General features: G+C 68.3%; 22 protein-coding genes and 2 CRISPR repeat arrays. Of the genes, 7 read left to right on the top strand and 15 right to left on the bottom strand.

Annotated features, from left to right (window positions below; translation table 11 throughout):
* Positions 1-3: 3 nt before the first annotated feature.
* Positions 4-1,209 carry an MFS transporter gene (locus ACIA8R_RS35190; protein WP_397042183.1) on the bottom strand — a complete coding sequence of 402 codons (1,206 nt, stop codon included), beginning with the start codon at positions 1,207-1,209 and terminating at the stop codon, positions 4-6.
* A gap of 80 nt (positions 1,210-1,289) precedes the next feature.
* Between ACIA8R_RS35190 and ACIA8R_RS35185 the strand changes: the two genes are divergently transcribed.
* A complete protein-coding gene (locus tag ACIA8R_RS35185; RefSeq protein WP_397042182.1) occupies positions 1,290-2,201 on the top strand; it encodes a LysR family transcriptional regulator in 912 nt (303 codons plus the stop codon).
* Here the strand turns inward: ACIA8R_RS35185 and ACIA8R_RS35180 are convergent.
* Together ACIA8R_RS35180 and ACIA8R_RS35175 are read right to left on the bottom strand one after the other, a co-directional pair.
* Positions 2,167-3,057, bottom strand: coding sequence for a hypothetical protein (locus ACIA8R_RS35180; protein ID WP_357706182.1), 891 nt, complete (start codon positions 3,055-3,057; stop codon positions 2,167-2,169). The two genes, ACIA8R_RS35185 and ACIA8R_RS35180, sit on opposite strands and share 35 nt — an antisense overlap.
* A 56-nt stretch (positions 3,058-3,113) precedes the next feature.
* Positions 3,114-4,385, bottom strand: coding sequence for an MFS transporter (locus ACIA8R_RS35175; RefSeq protein WP_397042181.1), 1,272 nt, complete (start codon positions 4,383-4,385; stop codon positions 3,114-3,116).
* Positions 4,386-4,439: 54 nt separating this feature from the next.
* Between ACIA8R_RS35175 and ACIA8R_RS35170 the strand changes: the two genes are divergently transcribed.
* Both ACIA8R_RS35170 and ACIA8R_RS35165 read left to right on the top strand, forming a co-directional pair.
* On the top strand, positions 4,440-5,315 hold the full coding sequence (locus ACIA8R_RS35170; protein ID WP_364096129.1) for a winged helix-turn-helix transcriptional regulator: 876 nt from the start codon (positions 4,440-4,442) through the stop codon (positions 5,313-5,315).
* A 130-nt stretch (positions 5,316-5,445) separates the two neighbouring features.
* Entirely contained in the window at positions 5,446-5,712 is a 267-nt protein-coding gene (locus ACIA8R_RS35165; protein WP_364096132.1) for a hypothetical protein, read from the top strand.
* 10 nt (positions 5,713-5,722) lie between these two features.
* Here ACIA8R_RS35165 and ACIA8R_RS35160 read toward each other — a convergent pair whose 3' ends face one another.
* Complete coding sequence (locus ACIA8R_RS35160) at positions 5,723-6,664, bottom strand: helix-turn-helix transcriptional regulator (protein WP_397042180.1); 942 nt, start codon at positions 6,662-6,664, stop codon at positions 5,723-5,725.
* A gap of 93 nt (positions 6,665-6,757) precedes the next feature.
* Here ACIA8R_RS35160 and ACIA8R_RS35155 point away from each other — a divergent pair, with 93 nt between their 5' ends.
* From ACIA8R_RS35155 to ACIA8R_RS35140, 4 genes are all read left to right on the top strand, one after another.
* Positions 6,758-7,171 carry a VOC family protein gene (locus ACIA8R_RS35155; protein WP_364096138.1) on the top strand — a complete coding sequence of 138 codons (414 nt, stop codon included), beginning with the start codon at positions 6,758-6,760 and terminating at the stop codon, positions 7,169-7,171.
* A 4-nt stretch (positions 7,172-7,175) separates the two neighbouring features.
* On the top strand, positions 7,176-7,544 hold the full coding sequence (locus tag ACIA8R_RS35150; protein WP_364096141.1) for a hypothetical protein: 369 nt from the start codon (positions 7,176-7,178) through the stop codon (positions 7,542-7,544).
* Between the two features lie 125 nt (positions 7,545-7,669).
* Positions 7,670-8,848 carry a hypothetical protein gene (locus ACIA8R_RS35145; RefSeq protein ID WP_397042179.1) on the top strand — a complete coding sequence of 393 codons (1,179 nt, stop codon included), beginning with the start codon at positions 7,670-7,672 and terminating at the stop codon, positions 8,846-8,848.
* Between the two features lie 105 nt (positions 8,849-8,953).
* Positions 8,954-9,760 carry a type II CAAX prenyl endopeptidase Rce1 family protein gene (locus tag ACIA8R_RS35140; RefSeq protein ID WP_397042178.1) on the top strand — a complete coding sequence of 269 codons (807 nt, stop codon included), beginning with the start codon at positions 8,954-8,956 and terminating at the stop codon, positions 9,758-9,760.
* 74 nt (positions 9,761-9,834) lie between these two features.
* Here ACIA8R_RS35140 and ACIA8R_RS35135 read toward each other — a convergent pair whose 3' ends face one another.
* The 11 genes from ACIA8R_RS35135 to ACIA8R_RS35085 form a co-directional block, all read right to left on the bottom strand.
* Positions 9,835-10,122 carry a hypothetical protein gene (locus tag ACIA8R_RS35135; protein WP_364096150.1) on the bottom strand — a complete coding sequence of 96 codons (288 nt, stop codon included), beginning with the start codon at positions 10,120-10,122 and terminating at the stop codon, positions 9,835-9,837.
* Between the two features lie 121 nt (positions 10,123-10,243).
* The gene (locus ACIA8R_RS35130; RefSeq protein WP_397042177.1) at positions 10,244-11,185 is read right to left on the bottom strand and encodes a hypothetical protein; all 942 of its coding nucleotides are present in this window, start codon (positions 11,183-11,185) and stop codon (positions 10,244-10,246) included.
* A 373-nt stretch (positions 11,186-11,558) separates the two neighbouring features.
* Positions 11,559-13,723: direct repeats of the CRISPR family, unit length 29 nt; unit sequence GGGACCATCCCCGCGTGCGCGGGGAGCAC.
* A 149-nt stretch (positions 13,724-13,872) separates the two neighbouring features.
* A complete protein-coding gene (gene cas2e / locus ACIA8R_RS35125) occupies positions 13,873-14,223 on the bottom strand; it encodes a type I-E CRISPR-associated endoribonuclease Cas2e (RefSeq protein ID WP_397042176.1) in 351 nt (116 codons plus the stop codon).
* A complete protein-coding gene (gene cas1e, locus ACIA8R_RS35120) occupies positions 14,220-15,182 on the bottom strand; it encodes a type I-E CRISPR-associated endonuclease Cas1e (RefSeq protein WP_397042175.1) in 963 nt (320 codons plus the stop codon). The genes cas2e and cas1e overlap by 4 nt, the downstream gene beginning before the upstream one ends.
* 2 nt (positions 15,183-15,184) lie before the next feature.
* On the bottom strand, positions 15,185-15,874 hold the full coding sequence (cas6e, locus tag ACIA8R_RS35115) for a type I-E CRISPR-associated protein Cas6/Cse3/CasE (RefSeq protein WP_397042174.1): 690 nt from the start codon (positions 15,872-15,874) through the stop codon (positions 15,185-15,187).
* Positions 15,874-16,578: a type I-E CRISPR-associated protein Cas5/CasD gene (gene cas5e, locus ACIA8R_RS35110; RefSeq protein ID WP_397042173.1), complete on the bottom strand. Its 705-nt coding sequence runs from the start codon at positions 16,576-16,578 to the stop codon at positions 15,874-15,876. The genes cas6e and cas5e overlap by 1 nt, the downstream gene beginning before the upstream one ends.
* Positions 16,575-17,765: a type I-E CRISPR-associated protein Cas7/Cse4/CasC gene (cas7e, locus tag ACIA8R_RS35105; protein WP_397042172.1), complete on the bottom strand. Its 1,191-nt coding sequence runs from the start codon at positions 17,763-17,765 to the stop codon at positions 16,575-16,577. Before cas7e ends, cas5e begins: the two co-directional genes overlap by 4 nt.
* Positions 17,765-18,415, bottom strand: a complete 651-nt coding sequence (gene casB, locus ACIA8R_RS35100; protein ID WP_397042171.1) for a type I-E CRISPR-associated protein Cse2/CasB — start codon at positions 18,413-18,415, stop codon at positions 17,765-17,767. The genes cas7e and casB overlap by 1 nt, the downstream gene beginning before the upstream one ends.
* Positions 18,412-20,112: a type I-E CRISPR-associated protein Cse1/CasA gene (gene casA / locus ACIA8R_RS35095; protein ID WP_397042170.1), complete on the bottom strand. Its 1,701-nt coding sequence runs from the start codon at positions 20,110-20,112 to the stop codon at positions 18,412-18,414. The genes casB and casA overlap by 4 nt, the downstream gene beginning before the upstream one ends.
* On the bottom strand, positions 20,102-23,020 hold the full coding sequence (gene cas3 / locus ACIA8R_RS35090; protein WP_397042169.1) for a CRISPR-associated helicase Cas3': 2,919 nt from the start codon (positions 23,018-23,020) through the stop codon (positions 20,102-20,104). Before cas3 ends, casA begins: the two co-directional genes overlap by 11 nt.
* 281 nt (positions 23,021-23,301) lie before the next feature.
* Entirely contained in the window at positions 23,302-23,454 is a 153-nt protein-coding gene (locus tag ACIA8R_RS35085) for a hypothetical protein (protein ID WP_397042168.1), read from the bottom strand.
* A 277-nt stretch (positions 23,455-23,731) separates the two neighbouring features.
* Positions 23,732-25,163: direct repeats of the CRISPR family, unit length 29 nt; unit sequence GGGACCATCCCCGCGTGCGCGGGGAGCAC.
* Between the last annotated feature and the right edge of the window lie 93 nt (positions 25,164-25,256).

Genomic DNA, 25,256 nt, shown 5'->3' with positions numbered 1-25,256 from the left:
CCTTCACGCGACCGGCTGGGCGGACCGCGAGGTCCGCCGGCCGGTGGCCAGGTTGAGCAGCAGCGACGCCGCCGTCAGCGCCACGCCGAACCAGACGACGCTGGTGACCCCGAGGTGGTCGGCGAACAGCCCGCCGAAGAGCGCGCCGAGCGCGATGGAGGTGTTGTAGGCCATCGTGTTGAGCGACATGGCGGCCTCGAAGGTCTCCGGCGCGGCGGCGAGCGTCATGTTGACCTGGGCGAGCTGCACGACCCCGAACGACAGCCCCCAGACGACCAGCGCCACGATCGCCCCGGTGGCGCCGTCGCCGAAGGCGAGCAGCAGCAGCATGGCCACCACGAGCCCCGCGGCGCCGGTGACGAAGCTGCCCCGCAGGCTGCGGGTCACGGTGTGCCCGGCGATGAAGTTGCCGATCGCGCCGGCGACGCCGAACACCATCAGCACCCCCATGACGAGCAGCGGGGACGCGCCCGTGCCGGCCTCCAGGAAGGGCCGGACGAAGGTGTAGGCCCCGAAGTGGCCGAGCACGAACAGCACCACCGTGAACAGCACCGTGCGCAGCGGCACGTTCCGCAGCGGGAGCCCGAACACCTCGCGGACGGAGACCGCGTTCGCCGACGGCAGCGACGGGATCAGGACGGCGACCGTCAGGAACACCAGCGCGCTCAGCCCGCTCCAGATGAGGAACGTGGTGCGCCAGTCGGTGAGGCTCTCCAGGAAGGTGCCGAGCGGGATGCCGACCACGGTGGCGATCGAGATGCCCGACATCACGACCGCGGCGGCCCGGTTGGCCTGCCGTTCCGGGACGAGCCGCATCGCCATGCTCACGCCGATGGCCCAGAACACGCCGCTGGCGAAGCCCAGCAGGAGCCGTGCCATCAGGATCACCGTGTAGTTCGGCGCGATGCCCGTCACCAGGTTCCCCAGGGCCAGCACCACCAGCAGGACGGACAGCAGCACCCGCCGGTTGACCCGCCTCGACCAGGCCACGATGAACGGCACGCCCAGCCCGGCCGACACGCCCTGCAACGTCACCATCAACCCGGCGACGCCCACGGAGATGCCCAGATCCTCACTGAGCGGGGTCAGCAGGCCCACCGGCATCAACTCGGTCGTGAGAAAGACGAAAAGGCTGGCTGTGATCGCGGCGACCCCCGCCCATGCCCTGAAGGCCGGGCGGGTCGCCTGCGTCGTAAGAGTTTGCGTCATGGCGCCAAGCCTGCCGACAACCGATCGATGAGTCCAACACATAGTTTTGATCGGGATCTATCGCGTGGCACGATTGATGGATGGAGCTTCAACAGCTGAGGTACGTCCTCGCCGTCGCGGAGACCAGCAACTTCACCCGGGCCGCCGAGCGTTGCCGGGTCGTGCAGTCGGCGCTCAGCCACCAGATCGCCGCCCTGGAACGGGAGCTGGGCGCCCGGCTGTTCGAGCGCACCAGCCGCCGCGTACGGCTGACGACGGCCGGAGAGGCGTTCCTGCCCGCGGCCCGCGCCTGCCTGGAGGCCGCCGAGCGGGCGCGGACGGAGGTGGCCGCGGCCAGCGGGGAGATCCGCGGCCGGCTCGCCGTCGGCGCGATCCCCACGGTCACCGCCGTGGACCTGCCGGTCGTGCTGAAGGAGTTCCGCCGCCTGCACCCGCGGGTGCGCATCACGCTCATCTCCGCCGGCAGCGAGGACCTGATCGAACGTGTCCGGCGCGGCGAGACGGACGTCGCCTTCCTGGGCCTGCCGCCCCGCGCGGAGCCGAAGGCCGTCCAGAGCCGCCCGCTGGCCAGGGGCGAGCTGGTCGCGATCGTCGCGCCGGACCACCCGCTGGCCGGTCGCCGGACGGACCTGCGCGGCCTGGCCGACGAGCCGTTCATCGACTTCCGCGCCGGTCACGCCGGGCGCATCCAGTCGGACGTGGCGTTCGCGGCGGCCGGCGTCCACCGCGAGGTCGCCTTCGAGGTCACCTCCGGCGACTTCATGGTCGACCTCGTCCGGCACGGCCTCGGCGTCGGCCTGCTCCCGGCCGCCTACGCCCCCCGCTTCCCGAACCTCGGCCTCGTCCGGCTCGGCGACGCCCCGGCCCGGGTGGAGCACCTGATCTGGGGCGCCCACCCGTCCGCGGCGGCCACGGCCTTCCTCGACCTGATCGGCCCGCCGGCCGGCGAGAACGGGGTCAGCCGCGCAGCAGCGGCTGGCCGGGAAGCTTGACCTTGGTCTTCATCAGGCTGGGCGCGCCGTTGCCGCCGATGTTGACGAAGTAGAGCGCCTTGCCGTCGAAGGCCAGGCTGGCCGGGCTGTCCAGCTTGTCGGCCAGGACCTCCACGCCGCCGCCCGTGCGGACGATGCTGAGGGTGTTGCCCGTGTAGCTCGGCACGTAGAGCTGCCCGCGCACGTCGAAGGCCAGGCCGTCGGCGCCGGCCAGCTTGGCGTCCTTGACGTACACGGTCGGCACGCCGGCCTTGCCGCCCTTGCCGTACGGGATGCGGACGATCTGCGCCTCGTCGGACACGGCCACGTAGAACGCGCCCGAACGCCAGGCGATGCCGTTCGCCCCGGTGCCGTCCGAGCCGACGAGCAGGGACGACTTCGCCCAGACCGCGGCCTTGCCGTCGGCCACGCGGTAGACCACGCTGTTCGAGGTGTCGGTGACGTAGAGCGCGTCGTCCGGGCCGAAGGCGAGGCCGTTGGCGAAGCCGATCGGCAGCGCGGCGTAGAGCTCGGCCTCGCCGTACGAGGTGATCCGCCAGATGCCGTTGGTGGCGGCCTGGCCGGAGTTGAGCGCGGCGTAGACGTTGCCGCGCCGGTCGGTGGCCAGGCCGTTCAGCTTGCCTTCGCCGATGGGCAGGGCGGCCAGCAGGCTGTCGGTGCCCGTGCTGTCGACCTTCCTGATCTCGCCCTTGGTCAGCAGCCCGACGTAGATCGTGCCGTCCGGCGCGACGGTGACGCCCTCGGTGAGGTCGGCGTAGGGCTGCACGACGATCGGGCGGAGCGCGGCGGCCTGGGCCGGCGTGGCGACCAGCGTCAACAGCGCGACGGTGGACAGAAAGAGGGGGATGCGCTTCATGGTGTGATCCTGTCGCCGCAAGATCGCCATGACGTCACCGCCACTTCCGCGAATCATCATGTGATCGGCACACCACGCGAGCCGACGGCCTCCTCGCTCCACTCGAAGTCGGTGAGGTCGCGCAGGCGCCGGACCGGCGACGCCAGCAGGACCAGCGGCACGCAGACGGCCGCGACGACGAAGATCAACAGGGTGGCCCGGGCGCCGAGCAACCCGGCGACCACTCCGGCGACCAGCCCGCCGACCGGGATCGCGCCCCAGGAGACGAAGCGGACCGTGGCCATCACCCGGGCCAGCAGCTCGGGCGGGCTGGCGAGCTGCCGGTACGTCCGGGTCACCACGCTGAGCACCACGACCCCCGCCGCGAACACCACGTTGCCGACGGCGAACGCGGCGAAGCCCTGCCAGCCGCTGCCGAGAGGGATGACGAGCGCCCCGGCCACCGACACGAAGCCCGCGGCGACCAGCGTGCGGGCGGTGCCGAACCTGGACGTGAACCGGCTCGTCAACGCCGCGCCGATCAGCGTGCCGACGCCCTCCACCGCCAGCAGCAGGCCGACGAGGCCGGGCTCGGCGTGCAGCTCGCGTACCAGGTAGAGGGCGTAGAGCGCGTGCTGCGCCCCGCAGACCGTGTTCACCGCGGTGGCGGCCCACATGCACGGGCCCATGACCGGGTGGCGGACGACGAACCGCCAACCTTCGCGGATCATCTCGCGCATCGGCGGCCGGCGGTCGGCGGTCTCGGGGCGGCGTTCGGGCAGGGTCCGCAGCAGCAGGGCCGAGACGAGGTAACTGGCCGCGTCCACGAGGAGGGTGGGCACCGCACCGAGCACCTGGACGACGAGACCCCCGACCGACGGCCCGCCGAGCTGCGTGGTGGCGTGCGTGCCGGACGTCAGGCTGTTGCGCGACTGCAGTTGCTCCTTGCTCACGATCGACGGCAGGAAGGTCGAGTTGGCGACGTCGAAGAGCACGTTCGCGAAGCTGGTCACCAGCGCCACGATCACGAGCTGGGCGACCGTCAGCCGGTCCAGCCACCAGGCCAGCGGGACGGAGGCGACCGCCGCCGCGCGGGCCAGGTCGGCGGCGACCTGCACCGTTCGCATGGGGAGCCGCTGCACCAGCACCCCGGCGGGCAGGCCGATCACGATCCAGGCGACGTACCCGGCGGCGGCGATCAGGCCCATCTCGAACGCGGAGGCGTCGAGCACCGTCAGGGCCGTCAGCGGCAGCGCCACCGCGCTGACCGCCGAGCCGACCGCGCTGGTCGTGCCGGCCGTCCACCACCGCCAGAAGACGGCCGCGCCACCTCCGCTGTCGATCCCCATCCTGGCGCTCCTCACCGAGTAAGTTCCAAACTGGAACGCACTATACTGGAGCCTGTGAAGCGCGCCGATCTCCACGACTCCGACTGCGGCATCGCGCAGGCCCTCGGCGTCATCGGCGACTGGTGGACTTTCCTGGTCGTCCGTGACATCGCCGGCGGCACCACCCGCTTCGACGGCCTGCAGCGCGAGCTCGGCGTCAGCCGCCGGGCCCTGGCCGAACGCCTGGCCAAGCTCGTCGAACACGGCGTGCTCGAACGGCGGCCCTACTCCACCCGCCCGCCGCGCCACGACTACGTCCTGACGGCGAAGGGCGAGGGTCTGCTGCCCACGCTGATCGCCCTGCAGGATTGGGGCACCCGGCACGTGATGGGCGACGGCGCCCTCACCGCGACCAGCGAGGACGGCTCCGCCGAGAGCCGCCGCGTGCACGACCTGGTCGACCGGAGGCTGCCGGACGTCGTGCTGGAACGCCACGACGGCGAGCCGGTCGCGCCCAACGCGCCGGGCGGCGTCTGGACCGTGCTCTACTTCTTCCCCGGCGCCTTCGCCCCCGACGCCCACGACTACCCGCCCGGCTGGGCCGACATCCCGGGCACGAAGGGCTGCACCCTGGAAGCCCTCACCTACGCGTCACGGTTCGCCGACTTCGAGGCGGCGGGCGCCGCGATCCGGGGCGTGAGCACCCAGCGCCCCGACCAGTTGGCGGCCTTCGTCACGCATGCCCGGTTGCCCTATCCCCTCCTGTCCGACCAGGACGACAGGCTCGCCGCCGGGCTGCTGCTGCCCACCTTCCGCACGGCCGGCGTCGACCGCTTCAAGCGCCTCACCCTGCTGGTCGATCCCGACGCGGTCATCCGGGCGGTGCAGTTCCCGATCAGCGATCCGGCCGGGTCGGTGGACGAGATGCTCGCCCTCGTCCGCAGCCGCTGACGGCCGTCAGCCGAGGGAACCGTCTCCCAGGAGGCGGATGTCCCGATCGCGGAAAATCACCCCAGAGGGGGACACCGCGTCAAAGGTTGCTTTGACGACCAGAAACGGGATGACTTCTACCGTTCTGTCCATGGTCATCAACACGAACTCGTTCCGCCGCACGGCCGCCGGCCTCGGTCTCGTCCTCACCGCCCTCGCCTTCCCCGCCGCCACCCAGGCCGCCGCCCAGGCCGCCACGGCGCAGGCCGCCACCACCCCGGTCATGGTCGGCGTCTACCCGACGTCGGACGCGTGCGCGCGTGCGGCCGCCCCGTACACCGCCGCCGGGAAGACCGCTTCCTGCCGTCCGAGCAGCATCTACGCCAGGCCCCCCTACTGGATGCTGTACGTCTCCTGAACCGGCCGCGTCACCGGGCCTGGCGGGCGTACAACGTGGTGAGCTGGGCGGCGAGCTTCGCCAGCTCGTCCTGGACGGTCTGCGGGCCCTCCACGACGACGAGGTCGCCCCAGCCCGCGAGCTGGCGGGCGATGTCCAGCGCGGTCGGCGCCGTGAGCGCGACCCGGACCCGCTCGCCCTGGCCCTCGGTGGGGAGCACCTCGCAGTGGCGGCCGAAGCGGTCGCGCAGAACGCGCAGGTAGCGGGCCTCGATGGTGGCGGTGGCGGTGGTCGTCGCGCGCCGCGCCTCCATCGCGGTGACGACGGCGTCCCAGGCCGCCGCGAGGTCGAAGTTCGCCGGACGGTCGGCCGGTTCCTCCGTGACCTCGGCGTCGGTGACCCGGTCGACGCGGAAGGTCCGCTGCCCGTCGGGGGTTCCGGCGATCAGGTACCAGGTGTCGTCCTTGTCGACGAGGCCGTACGGGGCGACGACACGCTCCCGTCCCGAGTAGGTGAGCCGGACCGCCCGGCGCCGGACCACCGCGTCCTCCAGCAGATTGACGAGCGCGGGACGCGTGCGGCGATGCTCGCCCCAGCGGGCCGGATCGACCACGACCGCGTCCGCCGCCGCCTCGGCCTCCTGCCGGAACGTCGACGGCAGCGCGCGCACGAGCTTGCGCAGCGCCGCCTTGGCCTCCGGCGCGATCGCGGCGGCCGGGCCGAGCAGCAGGAACAGCGCCCTGGCCTCGGAGGCCTTGAGCCCGGACAGGTCGGTACGGGCGCCGCCGAGCAGGGCCCAGCCGCCGCCCCGCCCGGCCTGCGGGTAGACGGGGATGCCCGCGGCCGACAGGGCCTCCAGGTCACGGCGGGCCGTCGCGACCGAGACCTCCATCTCGGCGGCGATGTCCGCCGCCGTCACCCGCCCGCGCGCCTGCATCAGCAGCAGGACGGCCACCAGTCGATCCGCTCTCATGTTTCCCACGATGTCAGAAAAAGTGCTCATTCGATGAGCACTTTGGCTGGCAGCATGGTTCTCACAAGCCACCGACCGGAAGGCGCAGAGAACATGCTCCGCGGACTCACCACCATCAGCTTCTACGCCCAGAACGTCGCCGCCGCCCGCGACTGGTACGCCGACCTCCTCGGCATGCGGGCCTACTTCCAGCGTCCCGAGCAGGGCGACCCGGTCTACGTGGAGTTCCGCGTCGGCGACTACCAGCACGAGCTCGGCATCATCGACGCCCGGTTCGCTCCGGAGGGCTGGAGCGCCGAGGACGGCGGCGCGATCGTCTACTGGGCCGTCGACGACCTTGAGGCGACCTGGGAGCGGCTGCTGGAGATGGGCGCCACCCCGTTCGACAAGCCGACCGAGCGCGGCCCCGGGTTCGTCACCGCCTCGGTGCGCGACCCGTTCGGCAACATCCTCGGCATCATGATCAACCACCACTACATGGACGTCCTCGCGGGCCGGAAGGGCTGACCCGATGACCGACGACGCCCTGCTCCTGGACGACGCCACCGCCTGGAAGTCCTGGCTCGCCGAGCATCACGGGACGGCCCCCGACGTCTGGCTGCTGATCGCCAAGAAGAACAGCGACGCCACCAGCGTCACCCTCGACGAGGCCCTCGACGAGGCGCTGTGCCACGGCTGGATCGACAGCCACCGCAGGGCCTTCGACGGCGACTACTACCTCCAGCGCTACTCGCCCCGCACCCGCCGCAGCCCCTGGTCCCGCATCAACGTCGCCAGGGCCGAGGCGCTCACGGCCGCCGGGCGCATGCGCCCGGCCGGCCACGCCGCGATCGAGGCCGCCAAGACCACCGGCCGCTGGCCCGCGAGCCTGCCCGCCTGAACCATCTTCGACCCCGACGACTCCCACAACGTATGGAGAAGCGGTTACGAACCCGGACCATGGTGCGGCGGTTGGCCCCATTGGCCGGTGTCCTCTTGCTCGCGGCCTGCGCGACGGTCAGGCCCGTGCCACCGGCGTCCACGGCCACCCCGTCCCCGTCCGCGTCCCCCAAGCTGGACGTGCTGACCGACCGGCTGGGACCGCCGATGACCAACCTCACGGGCACCTGCCCGTCCCCCGGCAGAACGGTCGACCAGCTGAACCCCGCCACCCTGCCCCGCTCGACCTGGCGACTGGCCTCGGCGGGAACGGAAGAGGGCGAACTCGACCAGGCGACGGTCACCCCGGACGGCACGCTCTGGGCCCTCCGAGGGAGAGGCCCCACCCAGAGGCCGGTGCGGTGGACCGGCTCGTCCTGGCAGGACCTCCCCGCGTTCCCGGCCGGAAAGGATCCCCTGGTCAGGCTGGGGGCCGCGGCGGCCGACCTGGCCTGGGTGATCGTCCAGAGCGGGTCCCCCGACGACTCACCGGCGAACTACGTCGTGTCCACCTGGGACGGCCGGGCGTGGCGGAGCCGGCCGGTGGACCTGGGCGTGCCGCCCGTCAGCGGCGAGGAGCTGGCGGCGCAGGGAGCCTGGGTGCTGCTCGGCGACCGCGCGATGCGCTGGAGCGGCACGGCCTGGCAGACCGCGCCCCTGCACTCCTACAGCGACAAACTGTCGGGCAGCACCGAGGATCCATGGGTGATCGCCTCCCCCGACCCGGACGAGGAGATGAAGATCCAGCTGTCGAGATGGACGGACCAGGGCTGGCAGGCCGTCCCCTTTCCCGACGGGATGACCCTGCCTCCGGGCACCGAGGCCATCCACCCCGACAAACCCTCCACGCGGATCGCGGGTGTGGCGCGGACCGGGCCGGAGGAGTTCTGGGTCGTGGGCACGTACAGCTGGGGCGAGCACGAACCCGTGGACCAGGAGGACGTCATGGTCTCCAGGAGCGTGCTGATGCGCAACGTCGCCGGCCGGTGGAGCTGCTGGTGGGGGCCGGCGGGCGACCAGCCGGACCCGTTCGTGGACGCGGTGGCCGACGGCCGCGGCGGGCTGTGGGCGGCCACCGGGCTCGGCATGTTGTGGCACCTGTCGGACGGACGCTGGACCCGCGAGCGGGCGCCCGTCGACAAGGGGGTGCCGGTGATCAGGGATCTGGCCGGCTCACCGGGCGGCGCCATCTACGCGCTCGGCGGCATCGGCTCCGGGCCATGGGACGAGGACATCAGACCCGCACTGTGGCGGCTCGAACCGTGAGCGCCTCCTCCGCCACCCCCTTGTGACCTGTGCCTTTCACGGCACCCGAAGCCGTGTCAGAACGATGTCAGTGCCGTGTCGGGCCGCCCGGCCACGATTGCCGGCATGGACACAGCAACGCGGCCCCCGGCCGGCGCACACCCGACAGGCTTCGTCGCGAAGCTCCTCGCGGACCGTCACTCCGTCCCGCTCTCCATCGCACTGCACCTGGTGCCCGGCGCGGCCATCGTCGCCGTGTACGCGTTCGTCGCCGCCCCGCTGGTGCGGGCGATGGGGGCGCCGATCTTCGCGGCCTGGGCCATGGCCCTCGCGATCGTGCTCTTCCCGATCCAGCTGTTCCTGCTGTGGCTGGGCAAGAAGCAGACCGGCCGCTTCACGATGAAGGGCGTCGTCCGCTACCGCGACAAGCCGCTCTCGCGCGGCAAGGTCATGTGGCTCGGGGGCGCGTGCCTCGTGTGGATGACCGTCGTCTCGCTCTCGCTGACCCCGCTGGACAACCTCGTCTACGACTGGTTCTTCACCTGGGTGGACTACCAGGGCGCCGGCCCCGGTGGCACCACCTACCTCCAGGGCTACCCGCAGGCGGTCGTGCTCACCACGCTGCTCGTCTGCGGGCCGTTCACCGGCTTCACCCTGCCGCTGATCGAGGAGTACTACTTCCGCGGCTTCCTGCTGCCCCGCCTGCCGCAGCTCGGCAAGTGGGCCCCGATCTTCAACACCCTCCTCTTCTCCGTGTACCACTTCTGGGCCCCCTGGACCGTCCTGTCGAAGCTCGTCTTCCTCTACCCGGGCGTCTGGCTCGCCTGGAAGAAGCAGGACATCCGCATCTCGATCACCATGCACCCCGGCACGACGCTCCTGATGACCGTCGTCGGCATCGTCGCCCTCGCCTCCGGCGCCGCCTCGACGTGAGACGCACCCCTCCCTGGAACGACTACGGCCACGACCCCACCCAACACCGTGGGGCCGTGGCCGAACGATTTCCCCTACTGGATGAACACGCTGGTGCCGACGATCTCCTGGCCCTCGTTCGGCGGCACCGTGCCGGTCACCGGCCCCCGGCAGTTCGGCCCGAGGAACGCGATGGCCACGCCGTCGGTCCGGTTGTAGACGAAGGGGTTCGCGCTGTCGGAGGTGTAGCAGCCGCTGGGGTCGTCGTACTGCGCCCGGTTGATGTAGAGGGTGCCGGTCGCGGCCGAGGCGGGGGTCGCCAGGCTCAGGACGAGTGCGGCGGCGGTGGCGAGGCCGGTCAGGCTGGTCGTGGTACGGAGCATGAGCGCGTTCCTGTCCCTTGAGGTACGGCGCCGTGGCGCCGGCGTCCTCACTCATCTTTCACGCTTTGCAGTCGTTCAACTACTATCCGTGACGACAGGGTCGGTGCTGCTCGACGAGCGGCTACTCGGGACGCAGCAGTTCCCCGCGCCTGGTCAGCAGCCGCGACTGCTCGTCCAGCAACTGGGCCCGCCGCCCCCTCAGATGCGCCCTGGTCTGGCGCACCCACTGCGCCAGCTTCCGCACCTCGGCCCTGGTCTTCTCGATGCGCTGATGCTTGAGCACGTCGCTGATGACGTTGTCGAAGAAGGCGTCCACGAACCACCGCGTGTCCACCTTGGGCATCACCGGCCGGGCCGCGATCCCGGTGTCGGCCAGCTCACGGGAGAAGACGTCCAGAGCCCTTTGGGCGTGCCAGGCGGCCTTGTCGGCGCTGGTCAGCCTGTCGTGCTCGAAGGCGTCGGCGATCAGGCCGCCGCCGAACACGTCGAAGGTGGAGGCCGTCCTGGCGGAGTCGAGCAGGCGCAGCACGACGGCGAGCGCCTCGTGCGCGCCCTGCCCCGCCTGGTGGGCCTCGTCGCACTCCCGCACCTCGGCGCTCAGCCGGTCGAGCGCGGCGGCGAGGTCGGCCAGCTCCCGCGCCCGCGGATCGCCGCTCCGGATGAGCTGCTGCTCCTTCTCGACCAGCAGCCGCGCGTACTCGCGGGAGGCGGGGTCGAGCACGGCCAGCTCGGCGTCGGCCGCGGCGACGTCGGCTTCGAGCTGCGCGAGCCGGGCGCGGTGCCCGTCCACGCGTTCCCTGGCCACCACCACCTCGGCGCGCTCGCGCGCCAGCCGCTCCTCCCGGTTGCCCAGCATGCGGGACAGGACGGCGGACAGCCCGCCCTCCAGCCGGGCGACGTCGCGCTCCTCGTCGGCCAGCTCGGACTCCAGGCCCTTCAGGGTGCCGCGGACGTCCGTGATCTGCTGCGCGGCGTTCCTGCGCAGGCGCCGGACGTGTTCGGCGCGGTGCATCCTGGCGGACGCCTCGCGCAGCCGTTCGTCGAGTTCCGGGGAGAGGGGCACGCAATGACGACGAACGGCCCGAACCAGACGTTCCTCGGACCGTTCAGCCTCGCGATCCGGAACCCCACCGGCTTGACCTTGACGCGACGGCAGGGGAACAGGGTCTGACATGGTCTGAAGGAGTCAGACGGGGAGCCTTCCACCTGCCTCATCGTCACTGCCGGTCTCGTGATGTCGCTCTTGGTCGGCGGGCGTTGGCTCCCTTCTCTGGCTCCCCGAACCACTGTCCGTTGCCCGTCCCAGCGCGTCCGAGAATCAACGAGCAGGAGATTCGTCCGCTACCGATCTGCGGGCCCATTCGCTGGGTGGGGCATGCGAAGGCAGCCATCATGCGAGCACCTCATAACTTTCCTCTGCCTGCCACCCGCGCCTCGGGATCCTCCCCACGTGCGCGGGGAGCACCGCAGAGCGGCGTACGCGGCCGTAGGGTTCCGGGGACCATCCCCGCGTGCGCGGGGGGCACTCTGTCAGCGTGTCGCGGTCGGGTGCGACGTCGGGACCATCCCCGCGTGCGCGGGGAGCACCACACCATTACAGGGGCGCGCGTGCCCACGTTGGGACCATCCCCGCGTGCGCGGGGAGCACAGGGACGGCGCCACATTGGCCATGAGCCAGTCGGGACCATCCCCGCGTGCGCGGGGAGCACCTCGTACTCGTTGAGTTCGTGGCGGCCCATCAGGGACCATCCCCGCGTGCGCGGGGAGCACCCGGGGTTGTGGGCGCGGGCGAACTGGTTGCCGGGACCATCCCCGCGTGCGCGGGGAACACCGGTACCAGAGGCCGGTGTACTCGGCCTTCAAGGGACCATCCCCGCGTGCGCGGGGAGCACACCAGCTTGAACGCCAGTTGAAACCACTCTTCGGGACCATCCCCGCGTGCGCGGGGAGCACGGGCTGAACCCTCCGATGGCTTCGCGGTACTGGGGACCATCCCCGCGTGCGCGGGGAGCACACCCCGTCACGGTGCTTGACCAGGTCACGAGCGGGACCATCCCCGCGTGCGCGGGGAGCACCTTCGCCAGGTCCCGCGGGTCGTACGTGTGCATGGGACCATCCCCGCGTGCGCGGGGAGCAAGGGGCGACAGCCAACTACGCCGGCTATGTGGAGGGACCATCCCCGTGTGCGCGGGGAGCACACAGCCGGAGGGCAGGCTCTCACCGTCGCCTCGGGACCATCCCCGCGTGCGCGGGGAGCACACTGGAAGCGACTACAGCCTGGTTCCGCCCACGGGACCATCCCCGCGTGCGCGGGGAGCACTGCTCACGCCTCACCCCCGAATGTAGCCAGCGGGGACCATCCCCGCGTGCGCGGGGAGCACACTTCCTGACCTTGAGCGCTGTTGACGAACTCGGGACCATCCCCGCGTGCGCGGGGAGCACCGCTTAGGCGTCTTGGGGATCGCCTCGTCAGCGGGACCATCCCCGCGTGCGCGGGGAGCACTGTACTCGCTGTCCCACGCGTTGCGGAGTGTGGGGACCATCCCCGCGTGCGCGGGGAGCACCTGACGGAGGTCGCCAAGTACCTTGCGCAGGCGGGACCATCCCCGCGTGCGCGGGGAGCACCCGCGGGTCTTGGCCTGGACGAACTCGTGCACGGGACCATCCCCGCGTGCGCGGGGAGCACGGACGGGGGCTTCATTGCGTTGTGCGGGGAGCGGGACCATCCCCGCGTGCGCGGGGAGCACACGCCGTTTTTCCGCGGCCAGCTCGCCGCGGTGGGACCATCCCCGCGTGCGCGGGGAGCACAGAAGACGACCGAAGTCGACCGGTTGAAGTCGGGGACCATCCCCGCGTGCGCGGGGAGCACAGGTCGGGCCAGTATTCGATAGCCCATTCCAGGGGACCATCCCCGCGTGCGCGGGGAGCACCGGTCGGCACCTGGTACTACGTCGGCGTCGCAGGGACCATCCCCGCGTGCGCGGGGAGCACCAGGTCGGGACGTCGGAGCGCTTCACGCACGGGGGACCATCCCCGCGTGCGCGGGGAGCACGCGAACCGGGGCAGGCCGGTCGAGTTGGAGCCGGGACCATCCCCGCGTGCGCGGGGAGCACCCGATGACGCCGCCCCGGTACTGCGACGGCCGGGGACCATCCCCGCGTGCGCGGGGAGCACCTGGACATGGTCATGATGCCGGGCGTGACTTCGGGACCATCCCCGCGTGCGCGGGGAGCACATCGCCTCCTCGAAGTCGAGCATCGCCCTCTTGGGACCATCCCCGCGTGCGCGGGGAGCACGACTTGAGGACATTGCCCACCGCGTACTCGCGGGGACCATCCCCGCGTGCGCGGGGAGCACTTGGCCCGGCGCCGGCGCTGACGCTCCGCCTCGGGACCATCCCCGCGTGCGCGGGGAGCACGGAGGAGCGGGATCAACGTCGTGCCGGGTCACGGGACCATCCCCGCGTGCGCGGGGAGCACTTGGTGTAGGAGGGATCGGTAGAAGGAGCTTCGGGACCATCCCCGCGTGCGCGGGGAGCACTTGAAGCCGGACTTGATGGCGATGTTCACCTTGGGACCATCCCCGCGTGCGCGGGGAGCACACTCGATGACCTGCATCGTTAACCGTCACGAACACCCAGATTGAGCACTTCTAAGGATTCGGACATTTAAGACATCTACCGGCCTGGCGTGCGGAGAACAAGAACACTGCCATGACGCTGCATCAAGCCGCCAGACGGAATGCCGTCGATCAACGCTGCCCATAGCGTCGTCGTTTTGATGCGTTGCTCCATCCGGCCGGAGGTGTAGATGACGAAGTGGTGGGCCGATCCTTCGGCCGGCGTATCAGGACAAGGCCATCGTGATCGATGGGATGCCACTTGTGGTCGTGGGTCTCGAAGGCGAACCCCTGCTCGTTGTTGGTGCTGTAGGCCAGTAGTGCCCGGCCGGTATCCGCGTACTGCTGAACCTCCAGCCACAACGCTTCCCGGATGCGCGCAGTCGGACCGCCGATGAACACCCCAGGCGAGATTTCCATCAGCCAACGCGTCAGGAGGCCGCGCAGCCCAGCGGGACAACGCGTGAGCACGATGACCATCACCAGGGCACCTCGTCGACGAAGTCGTTGGCGAAGTTGTGCCCCGATTCCAATTCGAGCCCGTGGTCACTCTGCAAGGTGACGCGATCCTGATCCTCCGGCACGGCATCAGTGACACCATCGCTCAGCAGCAGGTGCTTGATGTCCTCAACGCATCGCTTCAACAGGCCGACTTTGTTGACGTGATCGCGGATTGCCCTGCGAGTACGAGATCCGACATCCTCCGGATCTTCGGCGGCCACGTCGAAGGCGATGGGGATGGCGATTTCCGTTTTGTAGAGGTCCGCGATATCGAGCACGAAGGCCAGTTCATGTCCAGAATGAATGAACCCGAGGCCAGGGGCACACCCCAAGGCAGTGACCGTAGTCTGCGCGATGCCGTACATGCACTGAGCAGCCGCAGTGATTGCTTGGTTGAGCGGGTCCGTGGCGCTGAAATCTCCAGGCACGTAGACCCTGCCGTTCCAGGGGAGATCCACCCTGGCTGCGTGTCTGCGGTAGCACTCCTTGACCCTGTGCCCTTCCCGGCCAAGGAGTTCGTGCCGCGTGAAGCGATCCGGATCTTCACCTGGGAAGCGCATGCGGTACATCTCCCGCGCCACCTCAAGTCGAGCGCGGCGGTTCGCCCACTTGGTCGCCTGCGCCTCGACCATGGAGGAAGAGCGGTTGAGGGACCGACCACCGGAGTAGAAGCGGACGCCCTGCTCCCCTACCCACACCACTCCCGCGCCACATTCGCCCAGCACGCTCATCGCCTGATGGGTCACGCGTGTGCCGGGGCCTAGCAGCAGCGTGCCGATCGTGGCGGACGGTATGTGTGTGATGCCCTGAGCGTCTTCGGCGGTGATCGCGTTGTCTTCCCGGTGCAGAATGCAGCGCTCCAAGTAGATGAACGAGATCCGGTCCCCCATGCGGGTGAGTTCGCGGGGTGAGGAGGCGCCGCGCTGCCCCACGGTGGCCATGGCTATGCCTCCGCCAGCGTCATGAGGCCACACCCATACGCCTTTGCTCTACCGAGCCCCATGGTGAGGGTCCGTCGTAGCGCGTCCGGATCAGTGACTTCCAGGCGCCCGTCAAAGGTCACGGTGACCAGCGTGACGGGTTTCTGTTGCCCGCTCTTCTTGAAGGCGAGTTGCCGGCGATCATGGACGATCGCCTCATGCTGATCCTGGCCGGGGACGAGTTGCCGTTCGACGGGCTTTTCCAGCACCTTGAATCCCGCGCTGTCCTGGCGCTTCAGGAGCCAGCCCAATTGGTGCCGAAGCCCGACGTGAGCCGTGACCTTGGTGGGCTCCTCATCATTACGACGGGCAGTGTGGACCGGGTTGGCGGTGAGCCGAAATGCCCACCGATCCCCCGCTGCCAGACGTGCCAGGAAGGGCTCGTAGTCGTAGGTCTGCCACCGTCCAGTCTCTGGCCAACCCGCCTGCTCGACCAGGTGAGTGAGATCAGGTTTGTCGGGCCCGACGATGTAGAGGCAGGTCTCGGCTTTGCTGTTACGGTCGACCCTCCACAGCACCCGAGGTGCGTGCTCCCCCGCCGGAGGCAATTCGGCGAATGAGGACAACACCCCTGCGTGCAACATCTGCGGGGAGGACAACAGGCGACGAGCGCCTAGACGTGCCGTATTCAGACGAAAACGGGTCAGGTACATCAGGCACCTCCCAGCACGGAGGTTGGGTCATGGTCAGGGCGCGTGGCAGCCGGGTTGGCCACCCTCTCACTGGTACGACGGACTCCGCGTAGTGCATACCTGCGGTGCAGCGGGTCGAAGCTGACCGGTTGGTCGCGCAGGCTGTCGACCGGACCGTCCTCGGGCGTCGCCTCAAGGAAAATCTCCAGCTCGATCTGCTGTTCCTTGCGTCTGCGACGCTGATACCAACCAGCTGCCTGCCATTCCTGCCGCCGAAGGACCTGCTCCAGCGCGTGGTCATGGTCGACGCCCATCGCTATCGAGCGAGCGGGTGGACATGAACGTCGCCCCAGGTAGGGCAAGAAGACAGGGGCGAGCAGCGCGTGGTGCAGTTGGTCGATCAGGTCTCCGTCGCCTTCCACTCCGGCCACGAAGACTGCATCAGCCAGGTAGAACCGCTCCGAGACCGGCATCGCCTCTCCCCCCACGAAGTGATGTGCCGTCTGAAAGTCGCGCAGCACCGTGCCGGGCTGATCTATGCGGACCCCGAAGCGCAATGCACCGAGGTCGGCGAGATCGTCGGTCCGCTCGCGTCCCTGCGCCGCGGCGAGCAGCCCCACCACGGCGCTCTTGGTGGGCGCCGCCTCGGTGGAACGGCGCGCGAAACGAGAGGAGGCCCCCCAAGACTGCAGAGGGCCGGCCAACTGCATCAGCAGGACGCTCATGCCCCGTCCTGCCGGCGCATGATCTCCTCGCCGATAGCCGGAACGAGTTCGGGTAGCGACACCTCGACGCCGAGGGCCGACAGCGCCTCGGTGTTCTTACCGACACGCAGCACCCAGCTGGGGGCGTCGGAGTGGAGGCCGTACGCCTGCTCGACCTCGGGAATGTAGGCAGCCAATGCTTGCGATGCCTGCAACAGGTGCCCGCCGGTCTCCGGCTCGGCCCGGCACGGTTCCTCGAAGGCGCCGACGAAATTGATGGGGCGGGCTGAACGCACCTTGACCACTACTGCGTCGGGGAGGGTGTGGTTACCGAAGGTGTTGATCTTCCCGGTCGGCAGAGAGGTGAGGAAGCTCTGCACGAACGCCTCCACGGCGCGGCGGACGGGCTGTGTGAGAGGTTCGTCATCGCGAAGTCCCTTGCCAAGGTTCCTGCGAAGCAGATCGACATCGACGGCGGCGTAGCGGTAAAGAGTGGCGGAGTTGAACTCCACTGTGCCGATCATTCCGGCGCGCAGGTCGTCGGTCTCTCTGCTCTTGTAGTCGTCGACCGCCGTGTAGTAGTCGGACTCGTTCTCCACCTGATGGACGCTGATGGCGTGCGCGACCTGCGCCGCGGCGTCGACGTTGATGTCTGCGCCATCGGCGACCATGCGGCCGAACAGCGCGATGTCGACCGAGTGCCGACCGTTGGCAATCTGCTTGGCCTGCTCCTTGACCGCCCTGTCCTTGAAGAAGTCCTTGCCCGCACCGCGCGCCTTGACCGCGAGCTCAGCCAGACCGTCCAGCTGGTGGGCGCTGAGGAACATCAAGTACTTCGACTCCGGCGCAGGCTCGGCCTCCGACTTGCTCTTGGCGTTGCGCTTGGGCGTCTCGATCTTGGAGCCGGTCGCGACCTGGATGGTCTCGGCGGCCAGCGTCCACGCCTCTGCCTGCTCGATCGTTCCGTCCAACCGGTTAATCCGCTCCGCGAGCAGCTCGGCCACCTTGCGCGTGCGTACCCCAAGCTCGCTGGGGTCGAGCAGGTCGTGAAAGCTGCGTCGAGTGGCGCGCTTCCACGCCTGGCTCGAGACTCGGGCGCGACGTACGCCGCCGTAGACGGCGGTCTTCGGTGTCCCGGTGTCGTCGCGGTTGAGGCAGCTCGGCGGAACGGTCTGCAGGACATGGAGCTCGAGGACGGTTCGGGTCATCAGCTGTCCTTCTCGGGGGATGCAGGGTGAACTGGGCTGGTGTCGGAGGGCTGGTCAGCGGGACGGTAGGCGTGGAAGCTACGGCCCCATCTCTGACGTACCTGGCGCATTCCATCCGGAAGCTGCGCGCGGTAGAGCTGTTGGGCGAGGAGCGCGTAATCAAGAGGGATCGACTGCCCGCGAAGCAGCATGATGACCTCGCGCAGCCGATAGGCGAGTGCCTGACGGGTGCCAGCGGTTCCGACTCGAACGAAACGGCGCCTGATCGGCTCGTCCAGAGCACCACCGGGCATGAGCCGGCGCACGGCGGCGCCCAGTTCGACACCGCTACGGTGCATGCCCTGCTTGGGACGCGACTGCTGGTGCAAGGCGTAAAGGGTGACTGCTAGAAACAGCCCGGCCTCGGCCATCTCGGACTCTCTAGATGACAGCTCCTGCTCGGCATACAGGCGCTCCGTGCCGGCCATGCCCCACAGCTCGGGTACTTCCTCCGGAAGCTTGCCCGCACCGCGTCTGAGCTGTGCCAGAGTGGCGACAGCTTGGCTGCGCTCGGCGAGATATCCCCGTTGCAGCTCACTGATGTACTCCTCAGCGATCTCTGCGACAAGATCGGCCACTGCACGCCGGTTGGAGGAAGGAGCTGAAATCATGAGTGCGCCTCCACGTCTTCGAGCTGATCGCCATGGGAGAGATCGGGCACCGGTTCTTCCACTCCGGCCAACGGCAACGCCGAACGCAGCCGGCCGCGAAAAATCAGACGAGCTTGGGAATCGGTCAGCCAGAACTCCTGACCTTTCCTCGTTTCGATCACACGCCCTTGCCAGGCCGCATCTCCGGCCTCACGCAGGAGGTCGTCCCCCAGCTGGCTGATGATCTGATGGGCTTGTCGCTGCCACGCTGACCGCTGCCCTTCGGCATCATCGCCGTCCCGGAGGCGCCCCAGCCACGTGCGGAACGGTCCGTCGAGGGAGCTGAAGCCGAGATGGCGGGCCTCGGCCTTTGCTGACTCGGTTTCCGCGCCGGAGGCCCGCGCCAGGTCGAACGCCAGATCCCCCAGTGCGGCCACCGCGCCCTCGGCATCACTGGCTGCATCGATCGCGCACTGGCCAAGACCATGGTGTCGGTCGTACAACAGGACGACCGGCATGGTCACAGCGTCATCAATGAGCTCGTCAATGACGGACTGCTGCGTGCCGTAAACCGCGCCGAACAGCCGAGCGCGGATCAGGAAGTCCGGTAGCAACTCGCTTTCCACTGTCAGACGGGCCACCCAGTCGAGAATGCGTGGCCGTACGAACTCCGCCGCCTCCCCCCGCTGATCGGCTCCAGCAGCGCGACCGGCGATCAATGCACCGAGCCCTCGCCAGGCGCTCCGACTGGAATCGTGTTCCCGAGGCATATATGCCTGGGCCAGGCCGAGCTTCTTCTCTTGGGCAGGGCTACGGCGCCAGCCGGTCATCGGCTCGTGCTGGTGCCTGTTGACGGGAGAGAGCGGATCGCCGTAAGTGAGCACCACCCCAAGGACACTGTCGCCGTCGTGGACGAGCCGGGCACGCCGTGATTGCCAGGTGTAGAGGTCGCGTAGCCCGGCCGGCCGCGTGCTCAGTTTCAGTGCGTCCATCTGTCCGGGTCCATCCGGCTGCCGCCGCCACGCGGGCACATCCTTCTCAGGGACAGTACGCAAGTTGTGGGTGTCAAAGGCGATCAGGTTGAGTAGTAGGGTCTCTCGCAGGTTGTGCCCCTCCACCAGGACGCCTCCCAGTGTTCCCGCCCATGCCACTCCTTGCGGATATGCCCGGCCGCCCTTGACTCGCGGATCGCCGACCACGCCCGTCTTGATGCCGGACGTGTCGAAAGCGTGGGCGTGCACCAGCCAACGGGCCGCCTCAGCGAAGCTGAGCCTCTCAGCGCCACGTGCGCGCATCGTGAAGTACGGTGCTCCGTTCGGCACATCTGCTACCAGCCGATCCAGGCTGGCGATCTCGCCTGAGGTCGCGCGCAGGCCGGGAGTCTGGAAGAAGGGCTGCTCGGGGTGCAGCAGATCCAACCGTTCACGGTGCTGATTCAGATAGTCGGTGATGCGATCGAGCGGCAGCCCCCCGTCCCACATCTCCTGCCACTCTTCAATGTCCTGTGGTCCGTCGATGGCATCGTGAACGATCGCCAGCAGCAGACGTAGGAGCCCGAACTCCTGCGTCGGAACGTCTCCCACCAATCGCCGGAGGTCAGCGGCCTGGGCGAACACTTCGCGCAGGGACAGTTCCTCCTCGCTACCGTCGACATGCTGCACCGGCAGCCACTGCCGGCATGTCAGATCGAACGACGGAATCGCGGAGTCACTCGGCACGGGCTACCTCCAGGCCATCTTCCGGCGTGTAGTGCAGGTCGTAGCCTGCCAACCGGGTACGACAGTTCTCGTCCAGCACCAAGATCAGCTCTCCCGCCAGCCAGTGGCAGTCTTTGTTCTGCCAGGCAGCGACATATTCCTTCTCCAACTCATCGATCGCCCGGTCCAGAACCCTGGGGAAGGAGAAGTGGAAGGGCAGGCGCAAACTGCAGGAAGCGACGATGCGCGCGAGGTTGGGCTCCGGCGTCGAATCTGTCGGCAACTCCAATCCGCCGCGCCCGTTGCTCAGATGACGCAGTGTCGCCAGGGTGCCGTCTGCGAGTCGCTGAACGACCAGTACCTCCAGCGTCTCGGGACTGTCCCGGACCTGAGCATGACCGCGGCGTGAGTCATCGGCGTCCCCAACCCCGGCGTCGATCCACCCGACCAAGGCGCGCCCCGCCTTCCCGACAGCATTGATCTGGAAGTCGTGTGCCTTGCCATCCTGTGTCGCCTGATACACGTCGTGTTCCCTCCCTGCTCTCTGCAGCGCCTCCTGCCACTGCGGCGGTCCCACCGGACCGCCCCCGTATGCGGCTTGCACGAGCGGGTTGATGTCCTGAGGCAACCGCACCACATGCCCTGTGCCAGCAGTTCCGGATAGGTACGGCTCCAAAACGGCGGCCGACCGCAGCAAGGGATACATCCGATAGACCCGCTTGGCGCCTTCTACTGGCTCAACTGGAGTGGAGTCCCAATCGGCGCCCATCAAAAGACATTGAGGTGTCCGCAACCTGGATGGGCGATCCTCCTGTCCTTCGCCTCGCACATGTCGATGTAGGCGCCCCATTCGCTGAAGCAGCAGGTCGATCGGACACAGGTCTGAAACCAGGAGATCGAAATCAATATCAAGCGACTGCTCAGCGACCTGACTGGCCACCACGATATGCATGTCCCTAGGGCGATGAGCCGCGCTCGCCTCGGGCGGGCCGAAGCGTGCCAGCAGATCAGCGTCCTTATCCGCACGATCGAGGTCGACGAAACGAGCATGGGCTACGCTGACCCTGCCCTCGCCGAACCGCTGTCTTAAATACGCTGCTGTTTCCATGACGCGATCAACGGTGTTGCGGACGATCAGGGCACATCCACCCTCTACAAGCTTTTCTTCCAGCGTGTCACCGAGTTCGTTCAGGTCATCGTTCAGCTGCTCAAGATGCACTCTGGTCTCACGGCCGGATGGGGCAACCACTTCGGTCAGGACCGGTCGACCAGGTTCGACCGCTGTCAGCAGCGGATACCCCTGAGCGTTCTCGACCGAGGCGAGCTCTTCACTGCTACCCACCGCTCCCGCATACGCCTCGACAAGCTCACGGCGGCGTCCGGCGGGCAGCGTCGCCGACAACACCACAACGGGAACGCGGTAGGCGCCCAGCCACGACAACGCCCTGTCCAGGTAGGAGTTCATGTAGGTGTCATATGCGTGGGCCTCGTCAATGACGACGACCTTTCCTGCCAGAGCGAGATGACGCAACGCCAAGTGGCGGCTCTTCAACCCCATGAATAGCAACTGATCGATCGTCCCCACAACGAACGACGACAACATGCCTTTTTTGCGCCCTCGCAGCCATCGATGGGCGACCAGCTCAGCTGATGCAGCTCTATGGTCGCCTCGATGACGGTATTCGTCCCTGTTGCCGTCCACCTCGATCGCACGCACTCCGTGCCGGCCCGCACGGATCAACTGGGCGTAGTCCTCGTTCAGCGCCGCTTTGGAGTGCGCAAGCAGCACAGAGCGTCGATGCGACCGCTTGCGAGCGTCAGGAAGTCGGCCAAGCCATTTCAACAAGCGTGGAAACATAGCGTTGCCTGTCGCCATTGTCGGCAACGCCACGAAGCAGCCGCCCGCCCCGGAAAGAGCAGCGAAAATCTCCGCAACGGCCAAGGCTGCCTCAGTCTTGCCCTCACCCATAGGTGCCTCGATTATCATCAATCCAGCCGAGGACATGCGCTGCGCCACCTGAACTGCACACTTTTGCACCGGCCGGATGCGACTACCGACCGGCAGCCGGAAACGCGAAGCGAACAGCTCTTGAGGGGGACCGTCGACAGCACACGCTTCCCACGGCTCCGGAAGGTCAAGACCTTGCCAGGCCGCTTCAACCCGCTCCTTGTCGCTCTGACGGGGCGCTTGAGGAAAGTACGGGAACAGGTCGGGATTGCTCGCGATCCAGTCTGCGACGATGACCAATCCCGTGAGTAGGGCCTGTGCGGGCTGCGAAAGCTTGGCCTCTCGCCAACTTTGCAGGGTCACCACGACGTCGCAAGCTTGCGCGCAACGATCCATGAGTTCCCACTGCACGCTCCGCCACAGCGCTGCACATCCTGGCGTACGCAACAGCCGCCCATGAACAGCCAACGCCTGGATATCAGAATGGGTCGGCGGCACTCCATGATGACCACCCACGATGATGCCAAATTGCACCGTGGCCGATCGCGGCCATCCATACCTATCCGACAGCCACTCCTGCAATAACATCTGGCCCGCAAGTCCGTGAGGGGCGAGTTTGCGGTCAGGGAATTGACTGTATGACGGCATATCTAGCCCAGCTGCTCGCATGAGGTCAGCAAGTGACTCCACCTGGCACGCGAAGGCCGGTGTTGCCTTGCCGACATCGTGGGCTGCCGCTAACCACACCGCAAGCCGACGTCCGTCATCCAGCCCGCCCGGCAGCGCGTCGGCGATCACCCTCTTCACCTGCAGGGGCAGCCAACTGTCCCACAGCAACCCAGCCACCGCGCTACTGTCCGCGAGGTGTCGCCACAACGGCAGCCATCCACCAGTTGCTTGATCATGCTTGGCCCAAACACTGCGAGCAGCAGCAGTCAACCCCGTCCCCCACAGGGTGACGGATGGCTCTTCATCGAGCATGAAGCCATTAAAGAGCATCACCTCGGACAACAGCTCAATAACTGGGGATTTCTTCCGCCTACCTCGAGGTGAACACCCCTTCGATCATTTGTCCGCTACATCCGCTTTGCCCCATATCCCCGCATACGCGGGGAGCATTTGACCGTTGGCGCGGTTGTCCCGCCTCCCGTGGGGCCATCCCCACCTGTGTGGGGAGCACATCGCGCCTGCAGGCTACCAACCTGCAGGCGACGCATCTAACGGTCATGCTCGCGACTGACAGGAGAGGCGCTCCTCAGAGATCAGCCTCTTCCCCTCACCATCACCATCGCCAAAAGAAGTCCCGTGCCAGCCGCCGCCCCAGCAGCCATCAGGGCCTGCGGAATTGTTGCATCCGACATCCAAGTCAGGATGCCTGCCGCACTGCCCACCATGGCCGCGAACAGCAGCAGCACGAAGGCTTCTAGATCCAGTAAGGGCCGGGGCTCCTTATTCATGGAGACCTCTCTCTGTTGGACGATGAGGCTGTTCCGCCTCCCGTGTTCGTGGAAGCGCTGGGACGCGACGATATCAGCCCAACCGTCGCCTCGATGGGAGTTCCTGTATGCATGGCAAGAAGCCATGCATAGCTGAGACTCGCTCAGCGCGTGATAACGGACGTACGCCGTGCATCAGTGCCATTCCACGCGATTAGGGAGTACCAGATACAGCAGTTCACTTGCATGGACAGTAAGGACCATCCCCGCGTGCGCGGGGAGCACGTCCTCGCGGTGATCTCGAACGTGGCGGCGTCGGGACCATCCCCGCGTGCGCGGCGAGCACCCCGTGCCGTGGCTGGCCTGGGTGTCGATGGCGGGACCATCCCCGCGTGCGCGGGGAGCACGCGTCGCGAAGCTTCGCCTTCCCTCTTGCATAGGGACCATCCCCGCGTGCGCAGGGAGCACGGCGTGACCGCCCTCGAACCCTTCAACGTCACGGGACCATCCCCGCGTGCGCAGGGAGCACAAAGCAGCGTGACCTTGACGCTGGGGCCCAAGGGGACCATCCCCGCGTGCGCGGGGAGCACTCCTCGCCGGCCTCATAAGCCGGAGACCACTGGGGACCATCCCCGCGTGCGCGGGGAGCACTCGGGCTTTCGGCCGGTTCATGCCGCGGTCCCGGGACCATCCCCGCGTGCGCGGGGAGCACCCTCCCGATACGGCGGCGACCCCGACGTACGCGGGACCATCCCCGCGTGCGCGGGAGCACCGCCGGTCTACCTCATGGATGTTCGCGCTTTGTGGACCATCCCCGCGTGCGCGGGGAGCACGACTGGCACACCACGTTCGCGCCGTGGGGCACGGGACCATCCCCGCGTGCGCGGGGAGCACAGATCAACGCGCTAGCCGTGGCGATCGGCCTGGGGACCATCCCCGCGTGCGCGGGGAGCACTGCTTCCTCGACATGGCCTGTTCGAGTCCCGTGGGACCATCCCCGCGTGCGCGGGGAGCACTCGTAGGTGCCATGGCCTGTTGACCTGGTGACGGGACCATCCCCGCGTGCGCGGGGAGCACAGCGCGACCACGGCGGCCTGCCCGGCCTCGCTGGGACCATCCCCGCGTGCGCGGGGAGCACAGTCGCTGACCCCGCAGCTTGTTCGGGATCTTGGGACCATCCCCGCGTGCGCGGGGAGCAGGGGCGTCAGGGGTGGAGTGGCCCAACCTGGGCGGGACCATCCCCGCGTGCGCGGGGAGCACGTCCACTCGACCTGCTCGCTGCTGCCGCAGCCGGGACCATCCCCGCGTGCGCGGGGAGCACAGGCCGCCAGAGCCTGATCAGGTGTCGAGGTCGGGACCATCCCCGCGTGCGCGGGGAGCACGGAGTTCGAGCAGGACGCGGCTGACTACTTCGGGGACCATCCCCGCGTGCGCGGGGAGCACGACCCAAGCTGCTTAATGAGCTTGGATACCTCGGGACCATCCCCGCGTGCGCGGGGAGCACTTCTCGAATTGCGGATCATTCCACCCTAGGTAGGGACCATCCCCGCGTGCGCGGGGAGCACGCAGAGACACCGCAGGGCGAGCCGTACGGCTTGGGACCATCCCCGCGTGCGCGGGGAGCACTAACGAGGACGCTCCAAAGAGCAAGACGTTTGAGGGACCATCCCCGCGTGCGCGGGGAGCACACTCAATGACCTGCATCGTTAGCGTTCACGGATGCCAGAATCGAGCACTTAAGAATTGAGACATTGGCGACACAGGAAAGGACCAACGCCGGC

The sequence above is a fragment of the Nonomuraea sp. NPDC051191 genome (genome assembly GCF_044455665.1).
Taxonomy (GTDB): Bacteria; Actinomycetota; Actinomycetes; order Streptosporangiales; family Streptosporangiaceae; genus Nonomuraea.
The sequence above is the reverse complement of the archived record's forward strand: the minus strand, read 5'-3'. Positions and strand labels throughout refer to the sequence as shown.

Bases quoted from the DNA above. Each gene is read 5' to 3' on its own strand.
- cas5e (WP_397042173.1), bottom strand. From the start codon at position 16,578: ATGAGCGTCCTGCTGATGCAGTTGGCCGGCCCTCTGCAGTCTTGGGGG.
- ACIA8R_RS35135 (WP_364096150.1), bottom strand. From the start codon at position 10,122: ATGCTCCGTACCACGACCAGCCTGACCGGCCTCGCCACCGCCGCCGCA.
- ACIA8R_RS35180 (WP_357706182.1), bottom strand. From the start codon at position 3,057: ATGAAGCGCATCCCCCTCTTTCTGTCCACCGTCGCGCTGTTGACGCTG.
- ACIA8R_RS35140 (WP_397042178.1), top strand. From the start codon at position 8,954: ATGGACACAGCAACGCGGCCCCCGGCCGGCGCACACCCGACAGGCTTC.
- ACIA8R_RS35150 (WP_364096141.1), top strand. From the start codon at position 7,176: ATGACCGACGACGCCCTGCTCCTGGACGACGCCACCGCCTGGAAGTCC.
- ACIA8R_RS35190 (WP_397042183.1), bottom strand. From the start codon at position 1,209: ATGACGCAAACTCTTACGACGCAGGCGACCCGCCCGGCCTTCAGGGCA.
- cas7e (WP_397042172.1), bottom strand. From the start codon at position 17,765: ATGACCCGAACCGTCCTCGAGCTCCATGTCCTGCAGACCGTTCCGCCG.
- ACIA8R_RS35155 (WP_364096138.1), top strand. From the start codon at position 6,758: ATGCTCCGCGGACTCACCACCATCAGCTTCTACGCCCAGAACGTCGCC.
- cas3 (WP_397042169.1), bottom strand. From the start codon at position 23,020: ATGCTCGATGAAGAGCCATCCGTCACCCTGTGGGGGACGGGGTTGACT.
- ACIA8R_RS35175 (WP_397042181.1), bottom strand. From the start codon at position 4,385: ATGGGGATCGACAGCGGAGGTGGCGCGGCCGTCTTCTGGCGGTGGTGG.
- ACIA8R_RS35185 (WP_397042182.1), top strand. From the start codon at position 1,290: ATGGAGCTTCAACAGCTGAGGTACGTCCTCGCCGTCGCGGAGACCAGC.
- ACIA8R_RS35160 (WP_397042180.1), bottom strand. From the start codon at position 6,664: ATGAGAGCGGATCGACTGGTGGCCGTCCTGCTGCTGATGCAGGCGCGC.
- cas1e (WP_397042175.1), bottom strand. From the start codon at position 15,182: ATGGCCACCGTGGGGCAGCGCGGCGCCTCCTCACCCCGCGAACTCACC.
- ACIA8R_RS35165 (WP_364096132.1), top strand. From the start codon at position 5,446: ATGGTCATCAACACGAACTCGTTCCGCCGCACGGCCGCCGGCCTCGGT.
- casB (WP_397042171.1), bottom strand. From the start codon at position 18,415: ATGATTTCAGCTCCTTCCTCCAACCGGCGTGCAGTGGCCGATCTTGTC.
- cas6e (WP_397042174.1), bottom strand. From the start codon at position 15,874: ATGTACCTGACCCGTTTTCGTCTGAATACGGCACGTCTAGGCGCTCGT.